The organism is Gracilimonas sp. B-17 (assembly GCF_056857935.1).
This window is the reverse complement of the sequence record NZ_JBSXOA010000012.1, coordinates 485,855-511,286: the sequence shown is the minus strand read 5'-3', so window position 1 is coordinate 511,286 and position 25,432 is coordinate 485,855. Positions and strand designations below refer to the sequence as shown.

General features: G+C 41.4%; 23 protein-coding genes and 1 riboswitch. Of the genes, 16 read left to right on the top strand and 7 right to left on the bottom strand.

Annotation, left to right across the window (positions count from 1 at the left end; all coding sequences use genetic code 11):
* Positions 1–60: 60 nt before the first annotated feature.
* Positions 61–279, bottom strand: a riboswitch (cobalamin riboswitch).
* A 158-nt stretch (positions 280–437) separates the two neighbouring features.
* The gene (locus tag AC13FX_RS10770) at positions 438–2,108 is read left to right on the top strand and encodes an amidase (protein ID WP_482880614.1); all 1,671 of its coding nucleotides are present in this window, start codon (positions 438–440) and stop codon (positions 2,106–2,108) included.
* Between the two features lie 61 nt (positions 2,109–2,169).
* Here AC13FX_RS10770 and AC13FX_RS10765 read toward each other — a convergent pair whose 3' ends face one another.
* Positions 2,170–2,592, bottom strand: coding sequence for a fasciclin domain-containing protein (locus tag AC13FX_RS10765; protein ID WP_482880612.1), 423 nt, complete (start codon positions 2,590–2,592; stop codon positions 2,170–2,172).
* Between the two features lie 225 nt (positions 2,593–2,817).
* Between AC13FX_RS10765 and AC13FX_RS10760 the strand changes: the two genes are divergently transcribed.
* From AC13FX_RS10760 to AC13FX_RS10750, 3 genes are all read left to right on the top strand, one after another.
* Entirely contained in the window at positions 2,818–3,312 is a 495-nt protein-coding gene (locus tag AC13FX_RS10760; RefSeq protein WP_482880610.1) for a VOC family protein, read from the top strand.
* 61 nt (positions 3,313–3,373) lie between these two features.
* Positions 3,374–4,153, top strand: coding sequence for a S1/P1 nuclease (locus tag AC13FX_RS10755; protein WP_482880608.1), 780 nt, complete (start codon positions 3,374–3,376; stop codon positions 4,151–4,153).
* Between the two features lie 292 nt (positions 4,154–4,445).
* On the top strand, positions 4,446–4,655 hold the full coding sequence (locus AC13FX_RS10750) for a cold-shock protein (RefSeq protein ID WP_103665127.1): 210 nt from the start codon (positions 4,446–4,448) through the stop codon (positions 4,653–4,655).
* A 151-nt stretch (positions 4,656–4,806) separates the two neighbouring features.
* On the opposite strand, the gene AC13FX_RS10745 is transcribed toward AC13FX_RS10750, so the two are convergent.
* Both AC13FX_RS10745 and AC13FX_RS10740 read right to left on the bottom strand, forming a co-directional pair.
* Positions 4,807–6,315, bottom strand: coding sequence for a S10 family peptidase (locus AC13FX_RS10745; RefSeq protein ID WP_482880606.1), 1,509 nt, complete (start codon positions 6,313–6,315; stop codon positions 4,807–4,809).
* A 104-nt stretch (positions 6,316–6,419) separates the two neighbouring features.
* Positions 6,420–7,718, bottom strand: a complete 1,299-nt coding sequence (locus AC13FX_RS10740) for a pepsin/retropepsin-like aspartic protease family protein (RefSeq protein WP_482880604.1) — start codon at positions 7,716–7,718, stop codon at positions 6,420–6,422.
* Positions 7,719–8,038: 320 nt separating this feature from the next.
* Here AC13FX_RS10740 and AC13FX_RS10735 point away from each other — a divergent pair, with 320 nt between their 5' ends.
* From AC13FX_RS10735 to AC13FX_RS10725, 3 genes are all read left to right on the top strand, one after another.
* On the top strand, positions 8,039–8,248 hold the full coding sequence (locus AC13FX_RS10735) for a cold-shock protein (RefSeq protein WP_103665130.1): 210 nt from the start codon (positions 8,039–8,041) through the stop codon (positions 8,246–8,248).
* An 83-nt stretch (positions 8,249–8,331) separates the two neighbouring features.
* On the top strand, positions 8,332–9,522 hold the full coding sequence (locus AC13FX_RS10730) for a saccharopine dehydrogenase family protein (protein WP_482880603.1): 1,191 nt from the start codon (positions 8,332–8,334) through the stop codon (positions 9,520–9,522).
* Positions 9,523–9,640: 118 nt separating this feature from the next.
* Positions 9,641–10,927 carry a M20/M25/M40 family metallo-hydrolase gene (locus tag AC13FX_RS10725; protein WP_482880602.1) on the top strand — a complete coding sequence of 429 codons (1,287 nt, stop codon included), beginning with the start codon at positions 9,641–9,643 and terminating at the stop codon, positions 10,925–10,927.
* Between the two features lie 8 nt (positions 10,928–10,935).
* Here AC13FX_RS10725 and AC13FX_RS10720 read toward each other — a convergent pair whose 3' ends face one another.
* The gene (locus AC13FX_RS10720) at positions 10,936–11,994 is read right to left on the bottom strand and encodes an agmatine deiminase family protein (RefSeq protein WP_482880600.1); all 1,059 of its coding nucleotides are present in this window, start codon (positions 11,992–11,994) and stop codon (positions 10,936–10,938) included.
* 207 nt (positions 11,995–12,201) lie between these two features.
* Here AC13FX_RS10720 and AC13FX_RS10715 point away from each other — a divergent pair, with 207 nt between their 5' ends.
* The 5 genes from AC13FX_RS10715 (at position 12,202) to AC13FX_RS10695 (ending at position 19,674) form a co-directional block, all read left to right on the top strand.
* Entirely contained in the window at positions 12,202–12,777 is a 576-nt protein-coding gene (locus tag AC13FX_RS10715) for a sigma-70 family RNA polymerase sigma factor (RefSeq protein WP_482880599.1), read from the top strand.
* Positions 12,778–12,852: 75 nt separating this feature from the next.
* Positions 12,853–15,489 (top strand): tetratricopeptide repeat protein, encoded by a 2,637-nt coding sequence (locus tag AC13FX_RS10710; protein ID WP_482880597.1) that lies wholly within the window; start codon positions 12,853–12,855, stop codon positions 15,487–15,489.
* Positions 15,490–15,849: 360 nt separating this feature from the next.
* Complete coding sequence (locus tag AC13FX_RS10705) at positions 15,850–17,454, top strand: phosphoenolpyruvate carboxykinase (RefSeq protein WP_482880596.1); 1,605 nt, start codon at positions 15,850–15,852, stop codon at positions 17,452–17,454.
* Between the two features lie 85 nt (positions 17,455–17,539).
* Positions 17,540–18,613: a carbohydrate-binding family 9-like protein gene (locus tag AC13FX_RS10700; protein WP_482880594.1), complete on the top strand. Its 1,074-nt coding sequence runs from the start codon at positions 17,540–17,542 to the stop codon at positions 18,611–18,613.
* On the top strand, positions 18,610–19,674 hold the full coding sequence (locus tag AC13FX_RS10695; RefSeq protein ID WP_482880592.1) for a family 10 glycosylhydrolase: 1,065 nt from the start codon (positions 18,610–18,612) through the stop codon (positions 19,672–19,674). The genes AC13FX_RS10700 and AC13FX_RS10695 overlap by 4 nt, the downstream gene beginning before the upstream one ends.
* Positions 19,675–19,678: 4 nt before the next feature.
* Here the strand turns inward: AC13FX_RS10695 and prfA are convergent, their stop codons facing one another.
* The gene (gene prfA, locus AC13FX_RS10690; protein WP_482881669.1) at positions 19,679–20,752 is read right to left on the bottom strand and encodes a peptide chain release factor 1; all 1,074 of its coding nucleotides are present in this window, start codon (positions 20,750–20,752) and stop codon (positions 19,679–19,681) included.
* A 153-nt stretch (positions 20,753–20,905) separates the two neighbouring features.
* On the opposite strand from prfA, the gene AC13FX_RS10685 reads away from it, so the two are divergent.
* From AC13FX_RS10685 to AC13FX_RS10670, 4 genes are all read left to right on the top strand, one after another.
* Positions 20,906–22,066: a 5-(carboxyamino)imidazole ribonucleotide synthase gene (locus tag AC13FX_RS10685; RefSeq protein ID WP_482880591.1), complete on the top strand. Its 1,161-nt coding sequence runs from the start codon at positions 20,906–20,908 to the stop codon at positions 22,064–22,066.
* Between the two features lie 62 nt (positions 22,067–22,128).
* A complete protein-coding gene (purE, locus tag AC13FX_RS10680; protein ID WP_482880589.1) occupies positions 22,129–22,614 on the top strand; it encodes a 5-(carboxyamino)imidazole ribonucleotide mutase in 486 nt (161 codons plus the stop codon).
* A gap of 131 nt (positions 22,615–22,745) precedes the next feature.
* The gene (locus AC13FX_RS10675) at positions 22,746–22,991 is read left to right on the top strand and encodes an RNA recognition motif domain-containing protein (protein WP_482880588.1); all 246 of its coding nucleotides are present in this window, start codon (positions 22,746–22,748) and stop codon (positions 22,989–22,991) included.
* Between the two features lie 134 nt (positions 22,992–23,125).
* A complete protein-coding gene (locus tag AC13FX_RS10670) occupies positions 23,126–23,446 on the top strand; it encodes a heavy metal-binding domain-containing protein (protein ID WP_482880586.1) in 321 nt (106 codons plus the stop codon).
* A 122-nt stretch (positions 23,447–23,568) separates the two neighbouring features.
* Here the strand turns inward: AC13FX_RS10670 and dnaJ are convergent, their stop codons facing one another.
* Positions 23,569–24,756, bottom strand: a complete 1,188-nt coding sequence (gene dnaJ / locus AC13FX_RS10665; protein WP_482880585.1) for a molecular chaperone DnaJ — start codon at positions 24,754–24,756, stop codon at positions 23,569–23,571.
* Positions 24,757–24,765: 9 nt separating this feature from the next.
* On the bottom strand, positions 24,766–25,347 hold the full coding sequence (locus AC13FX_RS10660) for a nucleotide exchange factor GrpE (protein WP_482880583.1): 582 nt from the start codon (positions 25,345–25,347) through the stop codon (positions 24,766–24,768).
* Positions 25,348–25,432: the final 85 nt, after the last annotated feature.

The following is a 25,432-nucleotide window of genomic DNA, read 5'->3' as shown; positions in this document are numbered from 1 at the left end:
TCTTGTTGAGACGAATAAAACATAAAACTGGATACGGCACGCCTTTTTACCCGAAAGAAGTGCTACGATTTAATGGCGGCAGGTCTCCTGGCTTTCCGTTGGCAGCGCCTTCCCGTCCGGACAATGAATGTCAGTGACAGTGGCAAAGGTGAGGCTGCAGGTGATCTGATGATGCATGATCATCAAACTCGGATTACAGTTGCGGGAACAGCTCTCGTTTCTCACGAGATTCCCTTTTAACTCAGAACGTATCTGAGACCGACCATTAAGTTGAAATCAAAGTAGGCAACCTCATTAAAAATTCAAATCCCAATTTCGGTTCGTTTTCAAATTCAATAAAGAATTACATAAAATACATTGACTTAATGCCCTATTCTGCCAATAATCCCATCTGTAGAATTTAGATTCCCCTTTTCAAAACATATCATCTCGCCATCATGAAAAAGTACAATAAAATCATGCTCTTCACGGGAGGCATATTGATCGGCTTCCTCTTTGCCTTCACTCTCATTCAGGATAAAAGCGCACCCATCACTTCAGGGATGATCAAGAATGGGGCTTCCATTATTGGACTGGAGTTTACCGATACTGAACGTGACACCATGATAGAGGCCCTCTCGGATACCCGCGGTGACCTTCAGTCAATTCGGGACATGAAACTCCCTAACAGCATACCCCCATCATTAAATTTCAACCCGATACCTGTTGGCAAACGGTTTGATTATCAGCAAAGAGCGCAAAAATGGGACCTGGCTCAAAATGTGGAACTTCCTGAAGACAAAAATGAACTGGCATTCTACACGGTCGAACAGCTTGCCTCTCTGATCAAAGATCGTAAGATAACCTCGGTTGAGCTAACCAATTTTTTTCTGGATCGAATTGAAAAACATGATAACAAGCTTGAAGCGGTTATCACTGTAACAAGAGAGCGCGCACTTGAAAAGGCTGAACAAATGGATGTGGAATTGGAACAGGGAATATATCGTGGTCCTTTGCATGGAATCCCATATGGTGCCAAAGACCTCCTTGCCGTTGAGGGCTACAAGACCACCTGGGGGGCCACTCCCTATAAGGATCAGGTGATCGATGAGACTGCTACTGTGGTACAAAAGCTGGATCAGGCGGGGGCGGTTCTGATCGCTAAAACTACCCTTGGAGCCCTGGCATACGGTGATATCTGGTTTGGGGGAAGAACAAATAACCCATGGAATTTAGAGCAGGGTTCAAGTGGTTCTTCAGCCGGCTCTGCAGCGGGCACAGCTGCAGGATTATTTCCGTTCGCAATTGGTACTGAAACACTTGGCTCCATTGTCTCACCTTCCACAAGAAACGGGACTACGGGTCTGCGACCAACCTATGGTCGCGTTAGCCGAACCGGAGCTATGGCCTTAAGTTGGTCTATGGACAAGATAGGCCCGATCACCCGAAGCGTGGAGGATGCTGCTTTGGTATTTAACGCCATTTACGGTCCTGATGGTATAGATCAGACTATCGTTGATCTGCCTTTTAATTATGATGCTACGGTCGATATCACTGATCTCAGGATCGGTTATCTGGAGTCAGCTTTTGAACAGGATTACTGGAATAAAGGCCGCGACAGCCTGGTGCTTGAAACCATGAAAGAACTGGGAGTTGAATTGATCCCAATAGAACTGCCGGACTTTGAGGTTGGGCCACTTCGCATTATCCTGACCGCTGAAGGAGCCGCTGCTTTTGACCAGCTTACACTCACCGATCAGGATGACCTGATGCAGTGGCAAACACCCAATGCCTGGCCTAATTCTTTCAGGGCAGCTCACTTCATTCCGGCTACGGAATACATCAATGCAAACCGTGCACGATATGAACTAATCCAGAAAATGGATTCAGTTATGCAGAATGTAGACGTTTACATTTCTCCTGCTTTTGGGGGAGGAAATCTTTTGATCACCAATCTGACCGGCCATCCAAGCGTGGTGGTGCCCAACGGATTTACAGATAATGACTCACCCACAAGTATTACCTTTGTTGGAGACCTGTTTGATGAAGCCACTTTACTGACGGTAGCAAAAGCCTATCAGCAAGCCACGGGTCATCACAAAAAACATCCGCCTTTATTTCTGAAATAATTAAAAACCCCGATTCATTTTCATGAATCGGGGTTGTGTTGATCTAAAAGGTGATAGTTGGTCACTCTATCATTACTTCATCTATTACATGGACGACACCGTTTGAAGCTTCGATGTCCCCTTTTGTGACATTTACCTCTCGTGCCTCTTCAACATCTGAGGACGATACATTACCTTGAAATAAGTGCCCAACCAAAACGTTTTGAAGCTCCTGAGGGTTCTCTTTCAGTCTTTTTATCTTTTCTTCTCCCAGTTCTTCAAATGCTTCATTTGTTGGAGCAAGCACGGTATAAGACCCCGGCTGTTCAAGCACTCCTTTCAATTCAGCTTTTTCAAGTAAAGTTACAAATGTACTATGCTTTTCACTGCTGGTAACTATATCAGCAACAGTATCATTTTCCTGTGCCTGAGCCGAACTTAACCCTATGGCCAAGGCAATTAAAAACGTTGTTAAGGTCGAAAAAAATTTGATCGGACGTTTCATTTTACTCCATATTTTATTCGAATTTGCAGCTTATCGCTGTCATATATTACTTGTTATGGTATTTGAGATCATTTGTTCCTCTATATATCATTGAAAAACTGTAATTTACATTGTTTATGGATAGGTATTTAATAACCATGGACTAATATCATATTTATAATTATGGGTCAACTTACCGAAGCTAATGGCCTTATCAATTTCAAACTGATTTAACCCTTTTTATCTATGTCAGAAAGCTATAGAATTCCCGCTCAAACGAGGATCGGTCATGTTCACCTGAAAGTATCCGATCTTGAACGATCCCTGGATTTTTATTGCGGATTACTGGGATTTGAACTCATTACCACTTATGGTGATCAGGCTGCATTTATTTCTGCCGGTGGATATCATCACCACATTGGGTTAAATACCTGGCAAAGCCAGGGAGCACCCCCGGCTCCAAAAAGAAGTACGGGTTTGTTTCATACAGCCATACTCTATCCAACACGTAAGGATCTGGCTACTATCTTAGATCGACTTATCGAAAATGAATATCCTATCACAGGTGCCTCAGACCATGGGGTATCCGAAGCTATTTATATGGATGACCCTGACCAAAATGGGGTAGAGTTATATTATGACCGCCCAAAAAACGAATGGCCAAAAAATGCCGATGGAAATATCGATATGTTCACGCGTCCTCTGGATGTTGACGATCTTTTAAACGAATTAAGTAAATAATTTACTGAATGATAATTTGAAGCCTGTTATCTTTCAGAAAAACACACCTAAAGTTCCTGCTATGCTAAAACTCATTTCATTTCTGTTCATTTTTATTTTTGGTTTTTCAAACTCTGCAGATGAGGCTCTGCGCTGGGGGCAGATCGGTCACCGAACCACGGGCCATGTTGCCGAGCAATACCTCACCCCGCAGGCCGCTAAAGAAGTAAAACGAATTCTTGGAAATGAGAGCCTGGCTAAAGTAAGTACCTGGATGGACGAAGTCCGTTCAGACGATTCCTACGATTATATGAACACCTGGCATTATGTGACTATCCCGGAAGATGAAACGTATGGATCGGCTGAAAAGGAAGAAGATGGCGATATCATCTGGGCGCTAAGAAAAGTGGTGAATGAATTAAAAGAAGGAGGGTTAACACCAAAACAGGAAGCTGAAAACCTGAAAGTTCTTGTTCACCTGGTGGGTGATATTCATCAGCCACTGCACGTTGGCAATGGAACGGATCGCGGAGGTAACGACGTAAGGCTGCAGTGGTTTTGGGACAACTCAAATCTGCATCGCGTATGGGACAGTGAAATGATCGATGATAAACAACTCAGTTTTACTGAACTCTCTGATTTCATTAATAATGCCACAGCAGATCAGATCCGTGAATGGCAAAGTGCTTCTATTCTGGATTGGGCATATGAATCACAGTCCATACTTCCACAGGTATATGACTTTCCTGAAAATAAAGAACTTAGCTATGAATATGCTTATAAAAACTGGAGCACAGTCGAGTTAAGACTCCTTAAAGCAGGTATTCGCATGGCCGGGCTGATCAATGAGATCTATGGTTGATAGTGATGAAGTGATGATTTATAACTAATTTAGAATGCATTCAAAGTTTATTTCGTCACTTAAATTACTTTTCACTTTAAATTTGGTATTGGATAGAATAAAGGAGAACTTTGAAGTGCAAATTAATTAAAGGCAACATCGGTATTTTTCATTTAGTACAGTATTATTTCCCTTCTCTGGTTTGTATAACTAACACTTAATTCTCTCGCAGCCGATTTTTAGAAATGAAGTCTGCTCATTTTGAGCTTTCAGTACACTGTGCCTGCGAAATAACATACACTACATATATATTATGGAATACGGTAAAGTAAAATGGTTTGATACACAAAAAGGTTTTGGATTTATCAAGCCGGACAATGGTGACAAAGATATCTTTGTACACCGAAACAACATTGAGAACCTTGGTTTCAACGAAGGTATCAATGATGGCGAAGAAGTTGAATTCGCAGTAGAAGAAACTCCTAAAGGCCTTAGTGCTACAGAAGTTTACATTCTCGAATAATTCAACGTTCGAAGAACATTAGAAGCCCCGGACATTAAGTTGTTCGGGGCTTTTTTTATGTCTGCAAATTATGCTGAATCCAATATATAGTGCATAAAAAAGGCTACTCATCTGAGCAGCCTTTAAAATTATACCTTCTAAATTATACGGATCAGTATTTTGCCGGCATTCCCTCTTCCGGAATAGAGTTTTCAATGAATACTCGAATATCTTCATTGGAGGTAGCCAGGTCTTCCGCCCTTAGATACATCATATGGCCGGAACGATACCCTTTAAAAGATAACCTATCTTTGAGTCGTCCGCTCGGATCCATATTCCACATAGTGTATTTGGCATCAAAATAATTGGTTCCGCCATCATAATAACCTGATTGTACCATCACGTGAAGGAATGGATTCTCTGCCATGGCAGATCGCAGATTCTCACCGGTATTGTCACCGCTTCGGTCCCATGGATGAACCGGGCCGAATGTCCAATACTGAAGGTCCGTCTCATAACCCAGCATATCTCTCAAATAATGGTTAATGGCAGGGGTAAACGCATGATTCCAGGCGGTTAAGGCCGGATCAAAGTCATAACGCTCACCTCCGTTCTCACGGTCGATTCCCCGGTACCTTGAATCTAGTCGACCAACCGTAAGCCCCTCATCCCGTAGTAATTCTTTCCAGAAAAAAGAAGTCGAGATCCTTAGGTTCCAGTCTAAAACAGCTTCCTTGGATATACCTGAATAGTAAGACACTCTTTCTGCGATTCTGTTCTTTTCAGCATCACTTATAAAACCACCTTTAGCCAGAGCAGGAATATATTCGTTGATGGTAAATTCCTCCACCTCAGGCAGTATATCATCAAGATCCTTATTTTGTAAGGCCGGTGTAAGAGCATTGTGATACCAGGCAGTAGCTGCATAATATGGTAACGGGGTTGCATCACCAACCGGACCATCACGGTCAACACCAAGGCCTGTAGGTGAAACCAGGATCACACCATTCAAATACATCCAATGTGCCGATTGCAGTTCTTCTGCAAGACCTGATACTCTTGTAGTACCGTAACTTTCACCGATCAGATATTTTGGGGATGGCCAGCGATTCTCACGGGAAACGAACGTATTGATCCATTGAGCCAAATACTCAATATCTGCATTTACACCAAAAAAGGTTTCTCTTTCAGCATCCTCGTGAACCATACGTGAAAAGGCAACATTCACCGGATTGACAAATACGATATCAGCCACATCAAGTATGGAATGGGGATTATCATCAACACCATAAGGCTGAATAGGGTATCCCTCATCATCGATCTTCAGTTTCTTGGGGCCTGTATACCCGATATGCATCCAGACAGAAGCTGAACCCGGCCCCCCATTGAAGGAAAATACAAGAGGTCGGCGGGTTTTGTCACGTACATCAGAACGCTGATAGTAAGTGTAAAAAAGGGAGGCAATGATCTTACCATCCTCACTGTAAACCGGAAGATTACCAACTGTAGTGGTATATGGAACTTTATTTCCCTTGATCTGAACTTCATGCTCAGTGGTGTTACTCCAGTCAACTTTTGGAGTCCGTTTATTGGAATCTGCTTCCTGTGCGAACGTTCCTGTGACTGAAAAAAGTGTGAAAATAAAAGCTGAAAAAGCAGCTATTAAGTACTTTTTGTTCATAATTAAGATGATTGATTAAAATTGGTCAGTGCCTGTATTTAGCAATTTACTTACTCAATAGTTAGTCAAATTCAGTAAAAGTACATAAGCACTTTAAGGACAGGTCAATCCAGCTCAAGTTCATCCTTCAGGTCAAATCTAAGAGAGACTGAAATGGTATCTCTGTCAACGGTCATACGAACCCTGTGTCCTTCTTTATTCTGAAAGATATTCAAAAGATCATTCAGTGAGAGTTCTTCCGCCTTTTTACCATTTATACGCCGAATGATGTCTCCTTCCTTTAAACCCGCTTTCTTGGCAGGTGAGTCATCCCTTAAAAAAGAAATTTCATAGTAAGGTAAATTTGGCAAGGGAGTCGTTACCTCAATTCCACTCACATTATAGGTGAAGTCCTCATTATAGTTTTTGTTCTTTCTCAGATATAACAATCCTTCATGATAATTGAATATGACCTTGAATCGCCGAAGCAGATCTCCTCCAATGCTTCCATTCCTGTCATCAAACCCAAAAGCCCTTCTGACCGATAAGCTGTCAGGAAAAGCTACAACCGGCTCTTCAAATTCAAACGGACCGAATTTTATCTTCTTGACCCTGCCCAACTCGCCACTGACATTGCCACTCAAACCGATACCTAAAAGAGTGCTTATGGTATTTTTGGGTAATTCGATCTCATCACTGGTGGGGTCATAAAATGAAAGAGAATTACTGGCACCTGTATCTAGTAACAATTTCAGATCTGAGTAGTCGTCATTTTTTGTGTTCTTGAAAGCTAAGGTCGTATATGGCTTTTCATTTTCAATACTGATGGGAATGGTAAACCATTTTCTGTGATCTGGTAATTTTTCGAACTTTTCTTCTGCCTTAACGGGGTCATAGATCTTAAGAAGCTTAGCCCTATAATCGATCTCAACTGCAAAACTATCAAACAGATCAAACCCTAGTATACCATGAACTTCAGTCCCCATAAATGAAGCCAGCTTGAAAACATCTTCTTTCAGGATCAATACTTCCACATTTTCGCCGGCAATACGTTCGATTTGTACCATATTCCCTGTTGACCGAAAGGCTTCAAGCCTCTCACCCTCCCCCAATCCGGCAAGCAGGACTGTTTCAGTATTGTTCAAAAAGATCTCTTTATTATATAGCGAGGTAATGATATTTCTGCCTGCACCGGAATCTACAATGAACTTCAGAGGCTCTGAACCATTTATTTTAGCTTCAATTACAACCAGGTTATTGATGAGTTCAAACGGCAGAACCAATCTCTCACTTCGGTCTCCCATAAGCCAGAATGTGGGTCTATCCTGCGGCTGTGCCGTTGCCTGGGATATCCCAAATAGCGACAAAAGGACAAAACCTGCAGCAAAAGTTATATTTGTAAGGTATTTACGGATTAACCTCATTGATTCCCTATTTGATAACCAGGTATCATTCATAATTGAAACCAATATTCTTATTCGCTAATTCACAAAAAAAGTTATGATGAACCAGTCATCATCCCTATATAATGAAAAGTCACAATTTATACGTACATATTTGGTATTAATTGTAATAAAGAAGATATTAGAGGCAATGCAAATGTATGGTAAGAATCAGTATTAGTATTTAGTTTAGTATTTGTTTCCCCTCTATAGTTTGTACAACTAACAATAAATATGCATCTGTTTAAGCGGATCATCTTTTGATATTCCTTCAGATGCACTCAATACAACACAACACAATTATGGAATACGGTAAAATTAAATGGTTTGATGCACAAAAAGGATTTGGATTCATCGAGCCTGACAATGGTGGAAAAGACATCTTTGTTCACCGCAACAACATTCAAAACCTTGGATTCGAAGAGGGGCTTGCAGACGGTGAAGAAGTAGAATATGATGTTGAAGAAACACCTAAAGGCTTAAGCGCGATCGAAGTATCTCGCGTTGGCTAATTCTCACCAAAGAGAAATTCAAACCCCGCACGTATATCATGTGTGGGGTTTTTTTATGCCCATGAATTAATATTATCAATGCTATGTCTTTAAGATCATTTGATATCATATTGGTTGGAGCTACCGGATTCACAGGACGGCGGGCTGTAAAATATTTCAGTGACCATGCACCTGATTCTCTTAATTGGGGCATTGCCGCAAGAAATCCTGAAAAGTTAAGTCGAATAGCTTCTGAAAATGGGGTTAGCTCGGAAAGATGTTTTAGGGTTGATACAACGAATCCTGATGATGTGAGGAAAATTGTACAACAAACACGGATCATCGTTACCACGGTCGGACCTTTTTCCTTATATGGGGAGGAACTCATCAGGCAATGTGCCGAAAGTGGTACTCATTATCTTGACATTACAGGTGAGGTTGGGTTCATACAGAAGATGTCCTCAAAATACGAAGAGGCTGCCATGGAAAGTGGATCTATTTTGATCCCATTCTCCGGATTTGACAGTGTTCCTGCAGATATCACTGCTTATTTGTTAAGCAATGAGTTCACTGACCCTGCAAAATTATCCATCAAATCTTATTATAGCATCAGTGGAGGGTTTAATGGTGGTACCATTGCAACCATGTTGAATAAGTTTGAAACCGGTGAGTACAAGGAAATGAATGACCCACGACTGCTGATCCGCGGAAAGGAACAGAATGTTCATAAAACGAGTGACACTCATTTTTTTGGATATGACAAGCTGATCAAAAAGTGGTCAGCACCTTTTATTATGGGTACCATAAATTCTAAGGTAGTTTATAAGTCGGCTGCAATATTCAACGAGGAAAAGAACAAATATGCTGATAGCATAGGGTATAGCGAACATTCGGCTCTTGGCCCCTGGTACAATCCATTGCCGTTCCTGATCGTATCATTATTCATGGTAACTCTTACCCTGTTAGGGCCATATAACTGGTTCAGATCATTGATCAAAAGGATCATGCCAGCCCCGGGTGAAGGCCCCTCAGAAAGGAGTATTGAAAATGGCTTTTTCAGGCTTACTGCTTTTGCTTTTGATGGGAATTCCAAGCCCAAAAAACTAAGAATGTCCTATCCCGGAGATCCGGGCAATAAATCCACCATATTTTTTCTCTGCGAATCAGCCTTTTTTCTGGCCGAAAACGACCGGTCTTACATAGGTAGAAACGGTTTTTTAACCACAATTTCAGCATTAGGACCGGAATTGATCGGCAGATTGAAGGATCGTGGACTTAATATTTCCATCACCTAAAAGCATTTATTTGGTGTTTTTACAGAGCTTTACGCTGCTGTATCATCTTTTTTCAAATAGAATTCACTTGTATGTTTAATATTGCCACGTAAAATTTAAATAGAATAGATCTCTATCAATGAATATCAGATCAGTTTTGCTTTTCACACTGGCAACACTTTTTTTGTTTATATCCTCTTGCAATAATCGCCAGGAGATTACGGAGAATAACGTAGCACAGATCATCAGCACCCTAAGCTCTGATGAAATGAGGGGCCGGCATGCTATGAGTCCTGACATCAAAAGAGCCGCTGATTTTATTGCAAATGAGTTTAAGAATATTGGTCTCACTCCTGTTTATGAAGATTACCGGCAGAAATTCACTTTGTACTCCATCATTCCCTCCCGCTCTTCCGTTACCTTGAATGGTCAAATTATAGAAGACCATAAATATTTTAGCATCACCAATACTGATTCTTTGAACTGGTCTTTAAGTGATGTCTCAATTAAAAGGATCAGTGATTCCGAAGATTTCCGCAGTTCATTCAATACTTACAGAAATGACAGTGAATCATCTATCGTTGTCGTTGCAAATGAACATGTTGAATGGTTTAACAGGTATCGTTCATACTATAGCCGGGCAAATCGCACATTGAAGGTCGATCAAAAACCTAACGACCTCTTTGTATTAATGAACGGATCGGTCAACAGTGCAAAGATTGAGATCTTCAACGAACTTGAAACTTTGGAACTCGAAAATATTGTAGGTAAGATCCAGGGTAAAAGTGAAGACGAGATCGTTCTTTTTTCAGCTCATTATGACCACATTGGAATAGTTAATCCAGTTGAAGAGGATTCAGTGGTCAATGGAGCCAATGATAACGCCTCCGGAGTGGCAGGTGTGATAGAGTTGGCTCGATATTTCTCTTCAGGGCAAACCCCTGAACGAACCTTGTATTTTGTTGGATTTACAGCAGAAGAAATGGGTGGATTTGGTTCCCGGCATTTTTCGGAACAAATTGAACCGGAAAAGATAGTTGCCATGGTCAATATAGAAATGATCGGTAAACCGGCAGTTGAAGGTGAGAATACTGCCTGGATAACCGGCTTTGATAAGACCTCTTTCGGAGAGATCTTTAAAGAACATTCCCCCGATAATTTCAGATTTTATGCTGATCCTTTTACGAATCAAAATTTATTTTACAGGTCGGATAATGCTACACTTGCCAGAAAAGGAGTACCTGCACATACTATCAGCACCACTCCGATCGATGTAGATCAGGATTATCATCAGGTATCGGATGAATTTAATACAATCAATATTCCTCATACAACCAATACGATCCGGGCCATTGCTCAGGTTTCTGAATTACTGGCTTCAGGTGAAGTCACTCCTACCCGGTTACCTGTAGAATCAGGTAATTAGAGCTCTTTTTAATAGATTATTCCTCTCCACTGCTGAGTGATACCATGTAAGCCGGCAACAATTCTTTTTGCGAGTGGAGTACAATCAATGGGGATAATTTTTCTTCCCGGATAGTATTTTTTTATAACCCCCTTAACCTCATCATCCTTATTACCCGCACGAAACTGAGGCACAAGAACTGCCCCATTGGCAACATAGTAACCGGTATAACTCAAAGACCTATTCATAGAGTTCATAGTACCTTCCTGAAAATCTTTTTTATCAATAAGTTCCAGGGTCTCAATATTCAATGACCTACCGTTTTTCAACGTCACAGATCTAAGTATTTCAAGGTTTTCTTGAAGATTCTCATGATCCGGATGTAATCCATCCTTTGTGACCATTGTTAAAACCGTATCCTTATTTAACCAACGGGCCACATTCTGTACTTGCCCATTTCTCCCGTCCTCGCTTAATCCGCTCTTCAGCCATATTACCTGATCTGCTCCCAGGTAGTTTTCAAGTTTATGAATGATCTCATCCTTTGAAAGCTTAGGATTGCGGTTCTCATTCAATAAAACTGATTCCGTGGTCAGAAGAGCACCATCCCCATTTACATCAACAGAACCGCCCTCTAGTATCATACCTGGTTCGACACATTTCATATCATATTTATTGGCGATATACGAAGGAATTGAATCGTCATCACTCCAGGGACGATACTTTTCACCAAAGGCATTAAACCCAAAATTCAGTAACACATGACCGTCCTGCTCATCTTTTACGAATATGGGGCCACAATCCCTGGCCCAGATATCATTTATCTTTCTTTGATGGATCACAATACGGTCAAGATCCACAGCTTTTAATGAAAGTTTGTTCATCACACGGTTTCGTGCACCAAGATCCTCCACAAATAAATGAATGACCTCAAAGAAATGAAGCTCTTCAATGATTTCACAATACAGTGCCTCTATCTTATCTATTTGATCTCCCGGCCACTTTTCAGAATTTGCAGGCCAGTGTAATTGAGTTGCTGAATGTTGTTCCCATTCAGCTGGCATAAAAAGATGTTTTTCTGCATTCATTTATGAGACGCTTCTCTTCCGGATTATGATACAAATATGAGTTCGTACAGAAGATAGAGATCTTGTATCGATATACTACTGATTTCCCTCAACTTTTTGATAATATTGAAAAGAATGTTTATATACCCACCGTCCTAAAATAAAAATAAGTTTACGCTAAATATAAACGGGTCAATAGATTAAGGGCGAAGGTTAAACAATGTGCAGATGGAAAAAAATGAAGTAACTCAATTGTTAAAGCAATTGAAGTCTGGAGAACAGGGAGCTTTCGATAAACTCTACCCGGTCATTTATGGTGAATTACGCCAGTTGGCTTACGGGCATATGAATCGTCAGGAAGATGACCACACACTTTCCAAAACGGACTTGGTGCATGAAGCATATCTGAAAATGATCGACCAAACGTGTATAAACTTTTCAGATAAAAGTCATTTTCTCGCTATCGCCTCAAAATGTATGCGCCAGATATTGATCGATCATGCCAGAAAAAAATACGCACTCAAACGGGGTGGCAAAGATAAAGACCTGACTTTCATTGATGAGATATTCAGTAAGCATGAACAAGACGCACAGGACCTAATAAACATTGATAACGCTTTAAATAGACTTGAAAAGTTAAATGAAAGGCTTTCCAGAGTTGTTGAAATGCGTTTTTTTGGAGACATGAGCATTGAAGATACAGCGGATGCATTAGGGGTATCTAAAAGTACCGTTAAGAGAGATTGGATGAAGGCGCGTGGATGGCTTTATAAAGAACTAAAGGAAAGATTTGAGATTAGTTGAGCGATTATGACCTTTTAATAAAGTGAAATTCGTATCTAAAAACGATCTTAAAGGATAAAATAAAATGTAGTTGGTATGGGAAGATCAAGGTGGAACAAAATTGAGGAGATCATCGATAAGCTATTGGATCTGCCTGAAGATCAACGTATCCCCTACCTTGACTCCAACTATACAGACAAAGACCTCAAAACCGAGGTCATCGAAATGCTCCAATCCATCACCGATTCAGAAGGATGGCTTGAAGGCCTTCGTGGATACAGGAAAAAAGCGTTTGATGGTGATTTTGAATCTATCAGCTCCCTTTCCAGCGATACACTGATCGGGACCGACTTTGGTTCCTATACAATTACTGAGAAGATCGGTGAAGGTGGCATGGGGGTGATCTTTCTGGCAGAACGCTCTGACGATAGTTTCCAGCATCAGGTAGCTATCAAGATCATACGGAACGGGCGGGCTACAGAAGAGAATATCCAACGCTTTAAGCGAGAGCAAAATATCCTTGCAAGGCTCAATCACCCGGGAATCGCACAACTCTATGATGGTGGCGTTACTGATGAAGGGTTTCCCTATATCATCATGGAATTCGTGGATGGGATACCAATAACGCAGTATTGCGAAGAAAACAATTGCTCTGTAAGTGAAAAGATCAGATTGATCAGGCAAGTTCTTCATGCTGTTCAAAATGCTCATGAGAACCTAACAGTACACCGTGACCTGAAACCCGATAATATTTTGATCGACCGATCAGGGAATGTAAAGATCCTGGATTTTGGTATCTCAAAGCTTCTTGAGGATGAAGATAACCTGATGCTGACACAGACGGGATCAAAGATCCTGACACCTCGCTATGCCGCCCCTGAACAGATCAAAGGAACCAACATCACGACCGCAACTGATATGTATTCACTTGGTGTGGTGTTTTATAAATTATTGACCGGCATCGATCCTTATCAACTGGATGACAAAACGCGCTATGAAGTGGAACAGACCATTATCCATGATGAACCGTGTAAACCAAGTGAGGCCGCCAGTGATCCCCAATTAAAGCGAAGGCTTAAAGGTGACCTTGATGCGATCCTTTTAAAATCGATGCGTAAAGAATATGACAAACGCTATCGTGTGGCCAGTGAATTTCTTGAAGACCTAAAGCATTTTGAGGCCGGTCTGCCGGTAGGAGCCCATGAAGGTAGTTTTACATATAAAACCCGCAAATTTGTTAAGAGAAACAAGCTGCCAATAGTATACACAGTAGCGTCTTTTGTCATTTTGATTGCTACCATGGTCTATTATACGACTCAGCTCAGATATGAAAAAAATATAGCTAAAACTGAAGCCCAAACAGCAAATGAGGTAACCAACTTCCTGATAGAACTTTTTGAGGCAAATTCTCCCGGTAACAGCAGGGGTAAAGAGATAACTGCTCTACAACTTCTTGATGAGGGAGAAAAAAATATTGGAAACTTATCAAATGAACCAAGAGTCCAAGCTCGATTGATGGACGTATTAGGTTCAATTTATAGTCTTTTGAGTTTCCCTGATAAAGCCGACTCTCTAAAAAACTTGTCAGTTGCCTTACATAAAGATTTATACGACAAAAGTAATCCGGAATTAGCCTCTTCATATTACTCACTTGCCCAAACTAAACATGTACTTGGTGAGTATGACCTGACGCTTTCACTCCTTGACACAGCTATATCCTATCAGATCATGATGCCCGCTGAGCAACACATTGATTTAGCAAAGAGTATGCGATTAAAAGCTGAAACATTAAAAGATCAGGGAAATCTGGACAGTGCTTACCAGGTGATAAAACGATCCCAAGAGATCTTCAAAGACCTTGGTGCTACGAATACAAGAGATTATTACCGCGTCTTAAAAGAGCTGGGTGCCATAGAATCAGAAGAAGGTGACTTTGTTGGATCAGTGAACACCTGGAATAAAGCAATAGATGTAAGTGAGTCATTATTTGAACCACCACATCCGGATATATTGAACAGTTACATGGGGTTGGCATATTCTTACAAAGAAATGAATGAATATATAAAGGCCGAATCTCTATACGTTGATGTAATTGAAATGGCTTTCGAACTTTATGGTGAAAAACATTTGAATACTGCGACTGCCATAAATAATCTGGCAGGATTATATTACTATACAAATGAATATTCAAAAGCAGATTCTTTATTTAAAAGATCTTACCAGGTTCTCAATGAAATTCTGGGGGAGGAACATCCGAGTGTTGTCTCTGCCCTATACAACAGAGCAAATCTAAAATCAGACATGGGGGATTTCAAAGAAGCTGAATCATTGTATAAACAGGTATTGAGCTTCGATATAAAAACGTTTGGTGAATTTCATCAAAATGTTGCCTTCGACCATACAGGTATTGCATATCTATTAAAACAACAAGGCAAATATGAGGAAGCTGAATCTCATTATTTAAAATCACTTGAAATACGCAGAAAGGTCTATGAAAATCCTAACCATCCATACATTGCAAGTGACCTAAGGAGCTTAGCTGACATAATGGTGATTAAAGAACGCTATAAGGAAGCTGATTCCCTATACAGACATTCTATCAGATCATTGATCGCTAATTTTGGGCCAGATCATTCTGATGTAAAAAATACTGCTGCTAAATATCTTAAAGACGCACAAAATTGGGGGTACTCCGTATCCATTGATTCTTTGATCTCAGAACTTACTCCATAAACTGAGATAATAAATTCATTGTATAAACAGAATGCAAATCAGTGTGCTTCCCATTATACAGTTCGATACTAAGGTTAACTAGATCGATTTCCACTGGAAAAATTTGCAACCCCTGTTTCCAGTTTTGTAAAAAAACTAAATATACAAGACAGTTACCTGAAAACATCACCTTATGTTTTCACAACAATCTAATAATAGTCATTCATATTTAAGCAAAATCTGCTTTCTGCGTAACATATAAAAGCGCTTCCATAAATTTGTATAAATGCCTTCATAATTCGCCTTAAACGCTTACTGAGCTTATAATTCATGTTTCAAATGCTTACCTTTCGTGCTCTCAAAAATAATTAAAACGAAAGCATGAGTGTAGATTACAAATCACATCCTAAAAGCAACGTCGGACTAGATTACCTGGGTTTAAATGAAAATGAAAATGTCTATTGGAACCTGACTCCCCCTGAACTTTATGAGCAAGCCATCCTCAGAGGTGAAGCTATTCTCACCAAAGATCATGCCTTGAGGGTACTTACCGGTCAGTATACCGGTCGATCGCCAAAAGACAAGTACATAGTCGATCAGCCATCCATACATGATGATATTGACTGGGGTGAGATCAACCAACCGATATCTGAAGATGTTTTTGATAATCTTTTTGATAAGACCGTTAGCTATCTCAAAGACAAAGATCTCTTCGTTAAGGATCTATTTTGTGGTGCTGATGAAAATAATCGCCTAAACGTTCGAGTGGTCAGTGAAGCTGCTTATCATGGTTTATTTTCCCACAATATGTTTATCAGGCCATCTGAAAAGGAATTGGAAAATCATGAGCCTGAGTTCACTGTTTTGGCAGCTCCACACTTCAAGGCTGACCCTGAAACTGATGGTACCCGAACCAGCACATTCATCCTTTGTAATTTTGAGAAAAAGCTGATCATCATAGGGGGAACATTGTATTCCGGTGAGGTGAAGAAAGGCATCTTTTCTGTCATGAATTACCTTCTTCCCAAAAAAGGTGTCATGGCCATGCATTGTTCTGCTAATCACGACAAACATGGAAAGACAGCGGTTTTCTTTGGTCTTTCAGGAACCGGTAAAACCACCCTTTCTGCAGACCCCGATAAGATCCTCATCGGTGATGATGAACATGGATGGAGTGATGATGGAGTCTTCAATTTCGAAGGCGGTTGCTATGCAAAGACCATCAACCTCTCAAAAGAAAATGAACCACTTATTTATGCCACTACTAAAATGCCGGGAACCATCCTGGAGAATGTGGTACTGGATGATAACAGGGAACCTGATTTTGATGATGTGAGCCTTACTCAGAATACCAGATGCTCATATCCTTTGGATAATATTCCAAACGCCAGTGATACCGGCAAAGGCGGACACCCTGAAAACATTATTTTTCTGACTGCTGATGCCTTCGGAGTTTTACCTCCGATCTCGAAGCTAACACCTGAACAGGCAATGTATCACTTTATCAGTGGCTACACTGCAAAGGTTGCAGGCACCGAACGAGGAGTAACTGAACCACAAGCTACTTTTTCAGCTTGCTTTGGAGCTCCATTCATGCCGTTACATCCTACTGTATATGCTGAACTGTTAGCTGAAAAGATCAGAAAACATGAAGCTAAGGTATGGCTGGTAAATACCGGCTGGACCGGAGGCGAATATGGGGTTGGACATCGCATGAAACTCCCTCATACCCGTAGAATGCTGAAAGAAGCTATTGAAGGCAACCTGGACAATGCAGAGTACAAGAAAGATCCGATCTTCGGCCTGTCTATCCCACAACATGTAGACGGTGTGCCGGATAGTGTATTGACCCCGCGCGATACCTGGGAAAACACCGGATCTTATGATGCCAAAGCCAAAAAACTGGCTAAGATGTTCATAGATAACTTTGAGCAATTTGCTGACGAAGCCAGTGACGAACTGCTTGCTGCAGCACCTAAGATTTAATAGCCAAAGCATCTTAATTACCAATTAGCTTTTAACCCCGTATTCATTTTTTGAGTACGGGGTTATTATTTTTGTATTTTCGGAAATGCAAAAATTCACCCTATTCCTTTTACTATTATTCTGCTCGAGTTGTATCCAACTCAACCACTCTCCTGAGGTTTTAGAACTCCCTATTCCAAAGTCCTACACCATTAAACAGGCAGAATCTTCACCCATTATTGATGGGTTGGCTAATGAAGAAAGCTGGAATTCAGCCGAATGGACAGACTTATTTATTGATATTGAAGGTGAACAAAAGCCAGCGCCCTACTACAATACCAGGGTTAAGATGCTGTGGGATGATCAATTCATTTACTTTTATACTGAAATGGAGGAAGAGCATATTTGGGGTGACATCACAGAGCGAGATGCTGTGATTTTTTACAACAATGACTTTGAGATATTTATAAAACCTAACCAGTTTCAGCCCTATTACGCTGAGTTTGAGGTAAACGCTCTCGGTACACTTTGGGAATTATTTCTTGCCCGTCCCTATCGCAGAAATGGACCTGTATTAGATCATTGGGACCTAAACGAGACACAAGTCGGTATTGATATCAATGGAACACTTAACAATCCAAATGACACTGATGATAGCTGGAGTGTTGAAATGGCAATACCTATCAATCCACTGAAAGATATTGACCGCGGATCTCAACTTGAGGTCGGGAGTATCTGGAGGATTAATTTTTCAAGGGTGCAATGGAGACACCAAATTACTGATGGTAAGTATGAGAAAAAGACCGATTCGAACGGTGATCTTCTCTCTGAAAATAATTGGGTATGGACTCAGCAATCAGCCATCGACATGCACCGGCCTGAACACTGGGGGTATGTGTATTTTGCAGATACGCAAAACTCCAAAATTGAAGAAGATCCATATCAGAATGAATACCAGTTACTATTTCATTTGTATCGAAAACAGCTCGAATGGAAGGTCGATCATGACCGCTTTTCTGATAATATCAGGGATTTTGGCGGACCGGATTTCATTATTAATGACATTCCGCTACAAGGCTCAGTTAACTCAACAAAACTGGGTTTTGAAATCACCGTAACTAATGCGAATAAAAACTCTCTTACCATCAACCAGGATGGTTTTATCATTACGTCATCATGAAACGGACACCTATTTTCCTATACATTTTAGCACTCACTCTTGTATTAAGTTGCACTCAAAAAAATGAAGAATCAGGCTTTATGATCGCTGCCTGGACAGGGGCTGACATTGCAGAAACCGAAACCGAATGGCGTTCTGAACTTGAAATGTTGTCTAAATATGGCCTCACTGATCTTTTTCTGTCTGCTAACCCTGAAGAAACAGAGCGAGTAGTCAACTATGCTTCAGATTATGGCATCAATATTCATGCATGGGTTTGGACTTTAAATCGACCCGGCGATTCAACCGCAGCCAAAAATCCCGAATGGTACGCAGTAAACCGTAATGGGGACAACTCATATGATTATCGCGCTTATGTAGATTATTATCAATGGCTCTCTCCATTTTCACAGGGGGCCCGGGAGTATATTAAATCCACCATGGATACTTATGCAAAAATCCCCGGCTTGTATTCTGTTCACCTTGATTACGTTCGTTATGTAGACGTGATTCTTGGAGCTGATCTTCAGCCTAAATATGACCTGGAACAAGACCGACAGTTTCCTGAATTTGATTATGGCTATCACCCAAATGCTCGTACAGGTTTTGAAGAAATGTTTGGGGTTGACCCAATAGAGATGAAGAATCCGGAATTAAGTATGGAGTGGCTGCAATTCCGGCTCAATGCAGTCACCACACTTGTAAATGAAATTGCAGAAATTGTTCACAAAGAAGAGAAGCTCCTTACAGCGGCAGTTTTTCCGTTTCCTGAAATGAGCCGTCAAATGGTTCGGCAGGATTGGGCCAGCTGGGACCTTGACATTGCCTTACCCATGCTCTACCAAAACTTTTATAGGCAGAACCTGGAATGGATCCGATTTGCCACAGAGCAAGGTGTTCGGGAATCTCATAACCGGTTTGATATTGTAGCAGGATTATATATACCGGCCCTTACTCCCGCACAATTAAAAACTGCGATACAAAAATCCAAAGAAGGTGGCGCGAAAGGCATTTCGGTATTTGATATCAATGCCATGAGTCAGGAGCATTGGAATGTAGTAAGCAATTCAGCCTCGAAATAGCAAACTATTCCTCTGCCAGCGCGTTTAGTTTTTCCAGATTCTCCTGTACGCGTAAAGCCTTAATCGCTTCGTCAATATCACCTTTCATGATATTATCCAGATCATAAAGGGTAAGATTGATCCGGTGGTCCGTGAATCGTCCCTGAGGAAAGTTATAGGTTCGGATCTTTGCCGAACGGTCGCCGGTGGAAACCTGACTTTTTCGTTCTGCGGCCCGCTCCTTCTGCTTTTGCTCTAATTCGATATCATACATCTTGGCACGCAACATGGTCATCGCCTTTTCCTTATTCTGGTGCTGCGACCGCTCTTCCTGGCACTCAACCACTATTCCGCTTGGTTCATGAGTAAGTCGTATGGCCGAATCTGTCTTGTTAACATGCTGCCCACCTGCTCCACTTGCACGAAAGGTATCAACACGGATATCCGCCGGATTGATCTGAATATCCACTTCTTCAACTTCAGGTAACACTGCAACAGTAGCGGCAGAGGTATGAACCCTCCCCTGACTTTCAGTTTCGGGAACCCGTTGAACCCTGTGAACACCACTTTCGTACTTCATTTTCCCAAAAACCTCGTCTCCTTCCAAAGAGAACACGATCTCTTTATAACCACCCTTTTCAGAGTGATTGATACTTAAAATACTCATCTTCCAACCCATCTTGTCTGCATATCTACGGTACATCTCAAACAAGTCTCCCGCAAAGATCGCGGCCTCATCCCCTCCTGTTCCGGCTCTAACCTCAACAATGGCATTTTTAGAGTCTTCAGGGTCTTTAGGGATCAGTTTCATTTTGATCTCTTCCTCAAGTTCGACCAGCTCCTCCTTGATCTCCTCATTCTCTTCCCTGGCCATTTCCGTGATCTCGGCATCCTCATTTTGTTCAATGAGCTCTTCATTTCCTTTCTGCCTGCCGGTCAGATCTTTCCAGGTGTCGTAATCCTCTACTAACTCCTCCAGGTCACTTCTCTCCTTCGTCAGTGCCGTATACTTATCCGGATCATCAAAAACAGCGGGATCACTCATAGCTGCATTTACTTCTTCGAACCGGGATTTTATCTGCTTAAGTTTTTCTTCTATATCCATATGTGGGCTGAATTTTTTCGGATTCGAAATTAAGGAATTCGTGACTGTATTGATACTTTAATTAGAGTACACTTCCTGTAGATGCATTAACCTTAAACGCCATACTCATAACTCAAAATATTCTTACCTTTAAAAGAAAAACTATCCATGGCAACTAACTCAATACCCGCTAATTTCAAATTAGGCTTTCTGGGAGCCGGTCAACTTGCACGCATGAGTGCTTTACAAGCTTTTAGGTTCGGAATTCAGGTAGCTGTTTTTTCTGACCGGCCTGAAAATGAACCTGTACAGTTCATGACACCCTCTTCCACCTCTGGGTCATTTTCTTCTGTTGAAGATATGGTCGCCTTCGCCAAAGACTGTGACGTCATCACTCTTGAAAATGAATTTATCAGTTCTGCCATTCTTAAAGAAGTTCAGGAAAAAAGTGGGACCCCAATTTTTCCTTCACCCGACAGCTTTGCCCTGATTGAAAATAAACTGATCGAAAAACAAACTTTTGAAGATGCCGGTATTCCGGTAACGCCTTATCAACTTGTCAGGTCTGAAGATGATCTGAAAGAATTTGGGGAGGATTATGGGTGGCCTTACTTGTTAAAATCATCCAAAGGTGGTTACGATGGGTACGGCAACGAAACGGTGAAAGATCTGAAAAGTGCAAAGCAAGCTTTCGAAAAACTGGGTGGAGATAAAGGTCGCGATATTGTAGCTGAGGCTTTTGTTGATTTCACAAACGAGATCGCCGTACAGGTTGCACGCAATGAGACCGGCACGGTTGTATATCCATGTTGTGAGACCGTGCAAAAAGATCATATTTGCGTAGCGGTTCTATCCCCGGCTCCTGTTGATGAACATTTTCGCGAAAAAGCTCAGGAACTGGCTGTAAAAGCAACCGAGGCTATTGATGGTAAAGGAATTTTCGCTTTTGAGTTTTTTCTCACTAAAGAAGGAAAGGTCCTGCTCAATGAATCTGCACCGCGGCCTCATAATTCCGGTCATTATACTATAGAAGGAACGGTTGCCTCTCAGTTTGAAAATCATGTAAGAGCCGTTTTAGGACTGCCACTGGGCTCTCCAAAAATGAAGGCTCCTGCCGTAGCTATGATCAATTTGCTTGGAACCCATAAAAGACCGGCTCAAACCGAAGATGTATTGGAGGGGTTTGAACAGGAAGATGGTCACCTGCATGTTTATGGTAAGGTGCAAAGTAAAGTTGGGCGCAAAATGGCTCACTACACTCTGCTTGGGCAAAGCCTCGAGGAAACCTATAAAACAGCGATGCATGTCACCAGAAACATCGAGATCTGAGATTCTGATTTCTGATCTTTGGTTGATATCTTTGACACATAATTTCAAAACATATTAATAGCATGAGTAAACCAATTGTAGGGGTGGTAATGGGCAGCGACAGTGACTGGCCAACCATGAAAGAAGCCACTGAGGTCCTGGATCATTTTGATGTACCTTATGAAAAACGAGTCGTATCGGCTCACCGCACTCCGGACGAAATGGCTGATTATGGTAAAGAAGCAGCAGAGCGTGGTTTGAAGATCATCATTGCCGGTGCTGGCGGGGCGGCTCACCTTCCGGGGATGTTAGCCAGTCACACTACACTGCCGGTTATAGGTGTTCCGATCAAAACAACAGCTCTTGGTGGATTAGATAGCCTTTATTCGATCGTTCAAATGCCTAATGGCATACCGGTGGCTACCGTTGCAATAGGCAAGGCCAAAAATGCCGGACTTCTTGCTGTACGTATGCTTGGCATGACAAACGAGGCTTTATCTGAAAAACTTAAAAACTATCATCAGGAAATGGCTGATGCGTCAATGAAAAAGACTGATAATCTTATCTGAACTAATTTATAAAGGCGAAAGAAACCCATTCTCTTTGTGATCTATTCAAAATAGCGTACATTTGCGAATGGGTATTTGTATTCGTCGGAATTACATCTACTATTTAATTTATAAAAACACATCTAAAGATTATGAATATTTATATAGGAAACCTGAGTTATGATGTTTCCAGTGAACAACTTAAAGAAGTATTTGAAGCTTACGGAACAGTAAGTTCTGCCAAAGTAATTACTGACAGAAATTCCGGCCGTTCAAAAGGTTTTGGCTTTGTTGAAATGGATAACAAAGCAGAGGCTGAAGCTGCTATAGAACAACTCGATGGAGCAGAGATCGACGGCCGCCCTGTAAAGGTCAATGAGGCAAAACCTCGTAACTGATCCAGCTGTCATCAATTGAATCTGAGCCCTTCCATGAATCATGTGAAGGGCTTTTTATTTGGGTTATATTTCAGAGTAACATTTTGAGCCTAAATCAGTAAATAAACTAAACTTTAAATAATTGGAGATATACTATGATAATGTCAACGACTCACGGCCTGGATCACAAAGAAATTAAAAAATATCTGGGTGTCGTAACCGGAGAGGCCATTCTTGGGGCAAATATATTCAAAGATTTCTTTGCCGGTATACGTGATATTGTAGGAGGGCGTTCTGGTGCCTATGAAAAAGAATTGCAATCTGCCAGAAGACTGGCATTTGAAGAAATGGAACACAAAGCTAATTCCGTGGGAGCTACCGCAATTGTTGGTATAGACATCGATTATGAGACCATAGGTGCCAATGGAAGTATGCTTATGGTAACCGTAAGCGGAACTGCTGTTTTAGCCGAATAACTGTTAAAAAAGTGAAAAGTGATGAAGTGAATGGGATGCAATTAGGTTTTAGCAGCTAGCTGAAAAAATAGCTCTTTCATTTACAATAAGAGCTACTTCATCACTTTCTCACTTTTTCATGATCATCCAAACATATCCTTCATCTTCGAGAAGAAGTTTTTACCGCTGTCATCAGCATTGGAAGCGTCAAAGTTTTCTGAGCCTTTCAGTGATTCTATCGCTTCTTTTTCTGATCCTGTCAGGTTTTCGGGTATGTATACATTCAAGCGAACGTATTGATCTCCCTCCACTGAGTTATTCAACCCTTTAATACCTCTTCCTCTCATTCTTAGCATCTTGCCGGGTTGCGTACCGGGGTCTATCTTCAGTTTGGCCTTTCCTTTTAAAGTAGGCACTTGTACTTCGGTTCCTAAAATAGCATCAGGTAAACTGAGCGTCAGGTTATAATAGATGTTATTGCCATCTCTCTGAAAGTTCTCATGCTCTTTCTCTTCGATCAGCACGATAAGATCGCCGGCCGATCCTCCTCTTCTGCCGGCATTACCCTGCCCGCGAAGGGTGATGTAATTACCATTGGAAACACCGGATGGAATGTTGACCTTAATGGTCTCCTCTCCTTTGATACGGCCTTCCCCAGAGCACTTCTTACATTTGCTCTTGATAATGCGGCCTTCCCCATTACAGGTTGGGCAAGCCTGAACATTTACCATCTGTCCCAGCATGGTTCTGGTAACCTGTCGGACTTCCCCCATACCATTACATGTAGAACATGTTTCAAAATCGGAATTGGTTTCTGCTCCTGTGCCATCGCATTCATCACACTTGATCTGTTTTTTGATCTTAAGCTTTTTCTCAGCTCCAAATGCGATCTCTTCGAGGGTAAGCGGCATTCTGATCTTCATATCCGACCCAGGCTGTCCAGGCTCTCTACGGGCTCGTGAACGGCCTCTACGCCCCCCTGCACCAAATGCTTCCTCTCCAAAGAAGCCACTACCGAATATATCTCCAAAACGACTGAAAATATCTTCAAAGCCCATATTATCGAAGTCAACTCCGGCACCTCCGCCAAAGCCACCTTGTCCGTTTACACCTGCATGACCAAACTGATCATATTGGGCTTTCTTCTGTGGATCTTTTAATACCTCATAAGCCTCGGATGCCTCTTTGAATTTCTTTTCCGCATCTTCATCCCCTTTATTTCTGTCGGGATGAAATTTCATGGCTTTTTTGCGGTAGGCCTTCTTTATCTCAGCCTCAGAAGCATTTTTATCGACTCCAAGTATCTCGTAATAATCTCTTTTAGTAGACATATTCTATCTTTACTCGCTTACAATTACTTTGGCATGACGAATGGTTCTGTTACCGATCTTATATCCACTTTCCAGAACCTGTAAAACAACATCACTTCCGGTTTTTTCATCAGGTGCCGGTTGTTTCATCATTGCATCATGTAAATTCACATCAAACGGTACACCGGTTTCATCAATTCTTTCAACACCATGCTTCTCGAGCACACTTTTGAATTTATCTGCAACCAGGGTAACACCTTCCAGGAAGCTATCTTCGATCTCAGATTCCTCTGCCGCTTTCAGGGTTCTGATAAGATCGTCAGCAATAGGCATGAAGTCTTCGAGAGCTCCCGCCTTGGCTTCTTCAAATAACTGAACGCGTTCACGCTGTACTCTTTTTCGAACATTGTCGAGCTCAGCAACTTTGCGAAGCAGTGAATCTTTGGTTTGTGCTAATTCATCTTCAAGTTCCTCAATGCGACTTTGTTCTTCATCCACTTCCTGATCTTCGGACTCCTGAACATCTTCTGCATTTTCAGTATCTGCGTTCTCTTTTTCTATAGCCTCCTCTTGCTCGGCTACCTGCTGTTCTGTTTCTTCTTTTTTACTCATTGATGATCGTCAATTGTTAAGATTTTTCTATTTCTGCTTCATGAGGAGCAAATAGCATGCCATTCACCCTAATCACTTCACATAA

What these genes read in the sequence shown, in the direction of transcription:
- AC13FX_RS10660 (WP_482880583.1), bottom strand. Translation starts at nt 25,347, where the DNA reads ATGAGTAAAAAAGAAGAAACAGAACAGCAGGTAGCCGAGCAAGAGGAG.
- purE (WP_482880589.1), top strand. Translation starts at nt 22,129, where the DNA reads ATGAGTAAACCAATTGTAGGGGTGGTAATGGGCAGCGACAGTGACTGG.
- AC13FX_RS10700 (WP_482880594.1), top strand. Translation starts at nt 17,540, where the DNA reads ATGCAAAAATTCACCCTATTCCTTTTACTATTATTCTGCTCGAGTTGT.
- dnaJ (WP_482880585.1), bottom strand. Translation starts at nt 24,756, where the DNA reads ATGTCTACTAAAAGAGATTATTACGAGATACTTGGAGTCGATAAAAAT.
- AC13FX_RS10740 (WP_482880604.1), bottom strand. Translation starts at nt 7,718, where the DNA reads ATGAGGTTAATCCGTAAATACCTTACAAATATAACTTTTGCTGCAGGT.
- AC13FX_RS10685 (WP_482880591.1), top strand. Translation starts at nt 20,906, where the DNA reads ATGGCAACTAACTCAATACCCGCTAATTTCAAATTAGGCTTTCTGGGA.
- AC13FX_RS10730 (WP_482880603.1), top strand. Translation starts at nt 8,332, where the DNA reads ATGTCTTTAAGATCATTTGATATCATATTGGTTGGAGCTACCGGATTC.
- AC13FX_RS10750 (WP_103665127.1), top strand. Translation starts at nt 4,446, where the DNA reads ATGGAATACGGTAAAGTAAAATGGTTTGATACACAAAAAGGTTTTGGA.
- AC13FX_RS10715 (WP_482880599.1), top strand. Translation starts at nt 12,202, where the DNA reads ATGGAAAAAAATGAAGTAACTCAATTGTTAAAGCAATTGAAGTCTGGA.
- AC13FX_RS10670 (WP_482880586.1), top strand. Translation starts at nt 23,126, where the DNA reads ATGATAATGTCAACGACTCACGGCCTGGATCACAAAGAAATTAAAAAA.
- AC13FX_RS10695 (WP_482880592.1), top strand. Translation starts at nt 18,610, where the DNA reads ATGAAACGGACACCTATTTTCCTATACATTTTAGCACTCACTCTTGTA.
- AC13FX_RS10760 (WP_482880610.1), top strand. Translation starts at nt 2,818, where the DNA reads ATGTCAGAAAGCTATAGAATTCCCGCTCAAACGAGGATCGGTCATGTT.
- AC13FX_RS10675 (WP_482880588.1), top strand. Translation starts at nt 22,746, where the DNA reads ATGAATATTTATATAGGAAACCTGAGTTATGATGTTTCCAGTGAACAA.
- AC13FX_RS10710 (WP_482880597.1), top strand. Translation starts at nt 12,853, where the DNA reads ATGGGAAGATCAAGGTGGAACAAAATTGAGGAGATCATCGATAAGCTA.
- AC13FX_RS10725 (WP_482880602.1), top strand. Translation starts at nt 9,641, where the DNA reads ATGAATATCAGATCAGTTTTGCTTTTCACACTGGCAACACTTTTTTTG.
- AC13FX_RS10770 (WP_482880614.1), top strand. Translation starts at nt 438, where the DNA reads ATGAAAAAGTACAATAAAATCATGCTCTTCACGGGAGGCATATTGATC.
- AC13FX_RS10765 (WP_482880612.1), bottom strand. Translation starts at nt 2,592, where the DNA reads ATGAAACGTCCGATCAAATTTTTTTCGACCTTAACAACGTTTTTAATT.
- AC13FX_RS10720 (WP_482880600.1), bottom strand. Translation starts at nt 11,994, where the DNA reads ATGAATGCAGAAAAACATCTTTTTATGCCAGCTGAATGGGAACAACAT.
- AC13FX_RS10745 (WP_482880606.1), bottom strand. Translation starts at nt 6,315, where the DNA reads ATGAACAAAAAGTACTTAATAGCTGCTTTTTCAGCTTTTATTTTCACA.
- AC13FX_RS10705 (WP_482880596.1), top strand. Translation starts at nt 15,850, where the DNA reads ATGAGTGTAGATTACAAATCACATCCTAAAAGCAACGTCGGACTAGAT.
- AC13FX_RS10755 (WP_482880608.1), top strand. Translation starts at nt 3,374, where the DNA reads ATGCTAAAACTCATTTCATTTCTGTTCATTTTTATTTTTGGTTTTTCA.
- AC13FX_RS10735 (WP_103665130.1), top strand. Translation starts at nt 8,039, where the DNA reads ATGGAATACGGTAAAATTAAATGGTTTGATGCACAAAAAGGATTTGGA.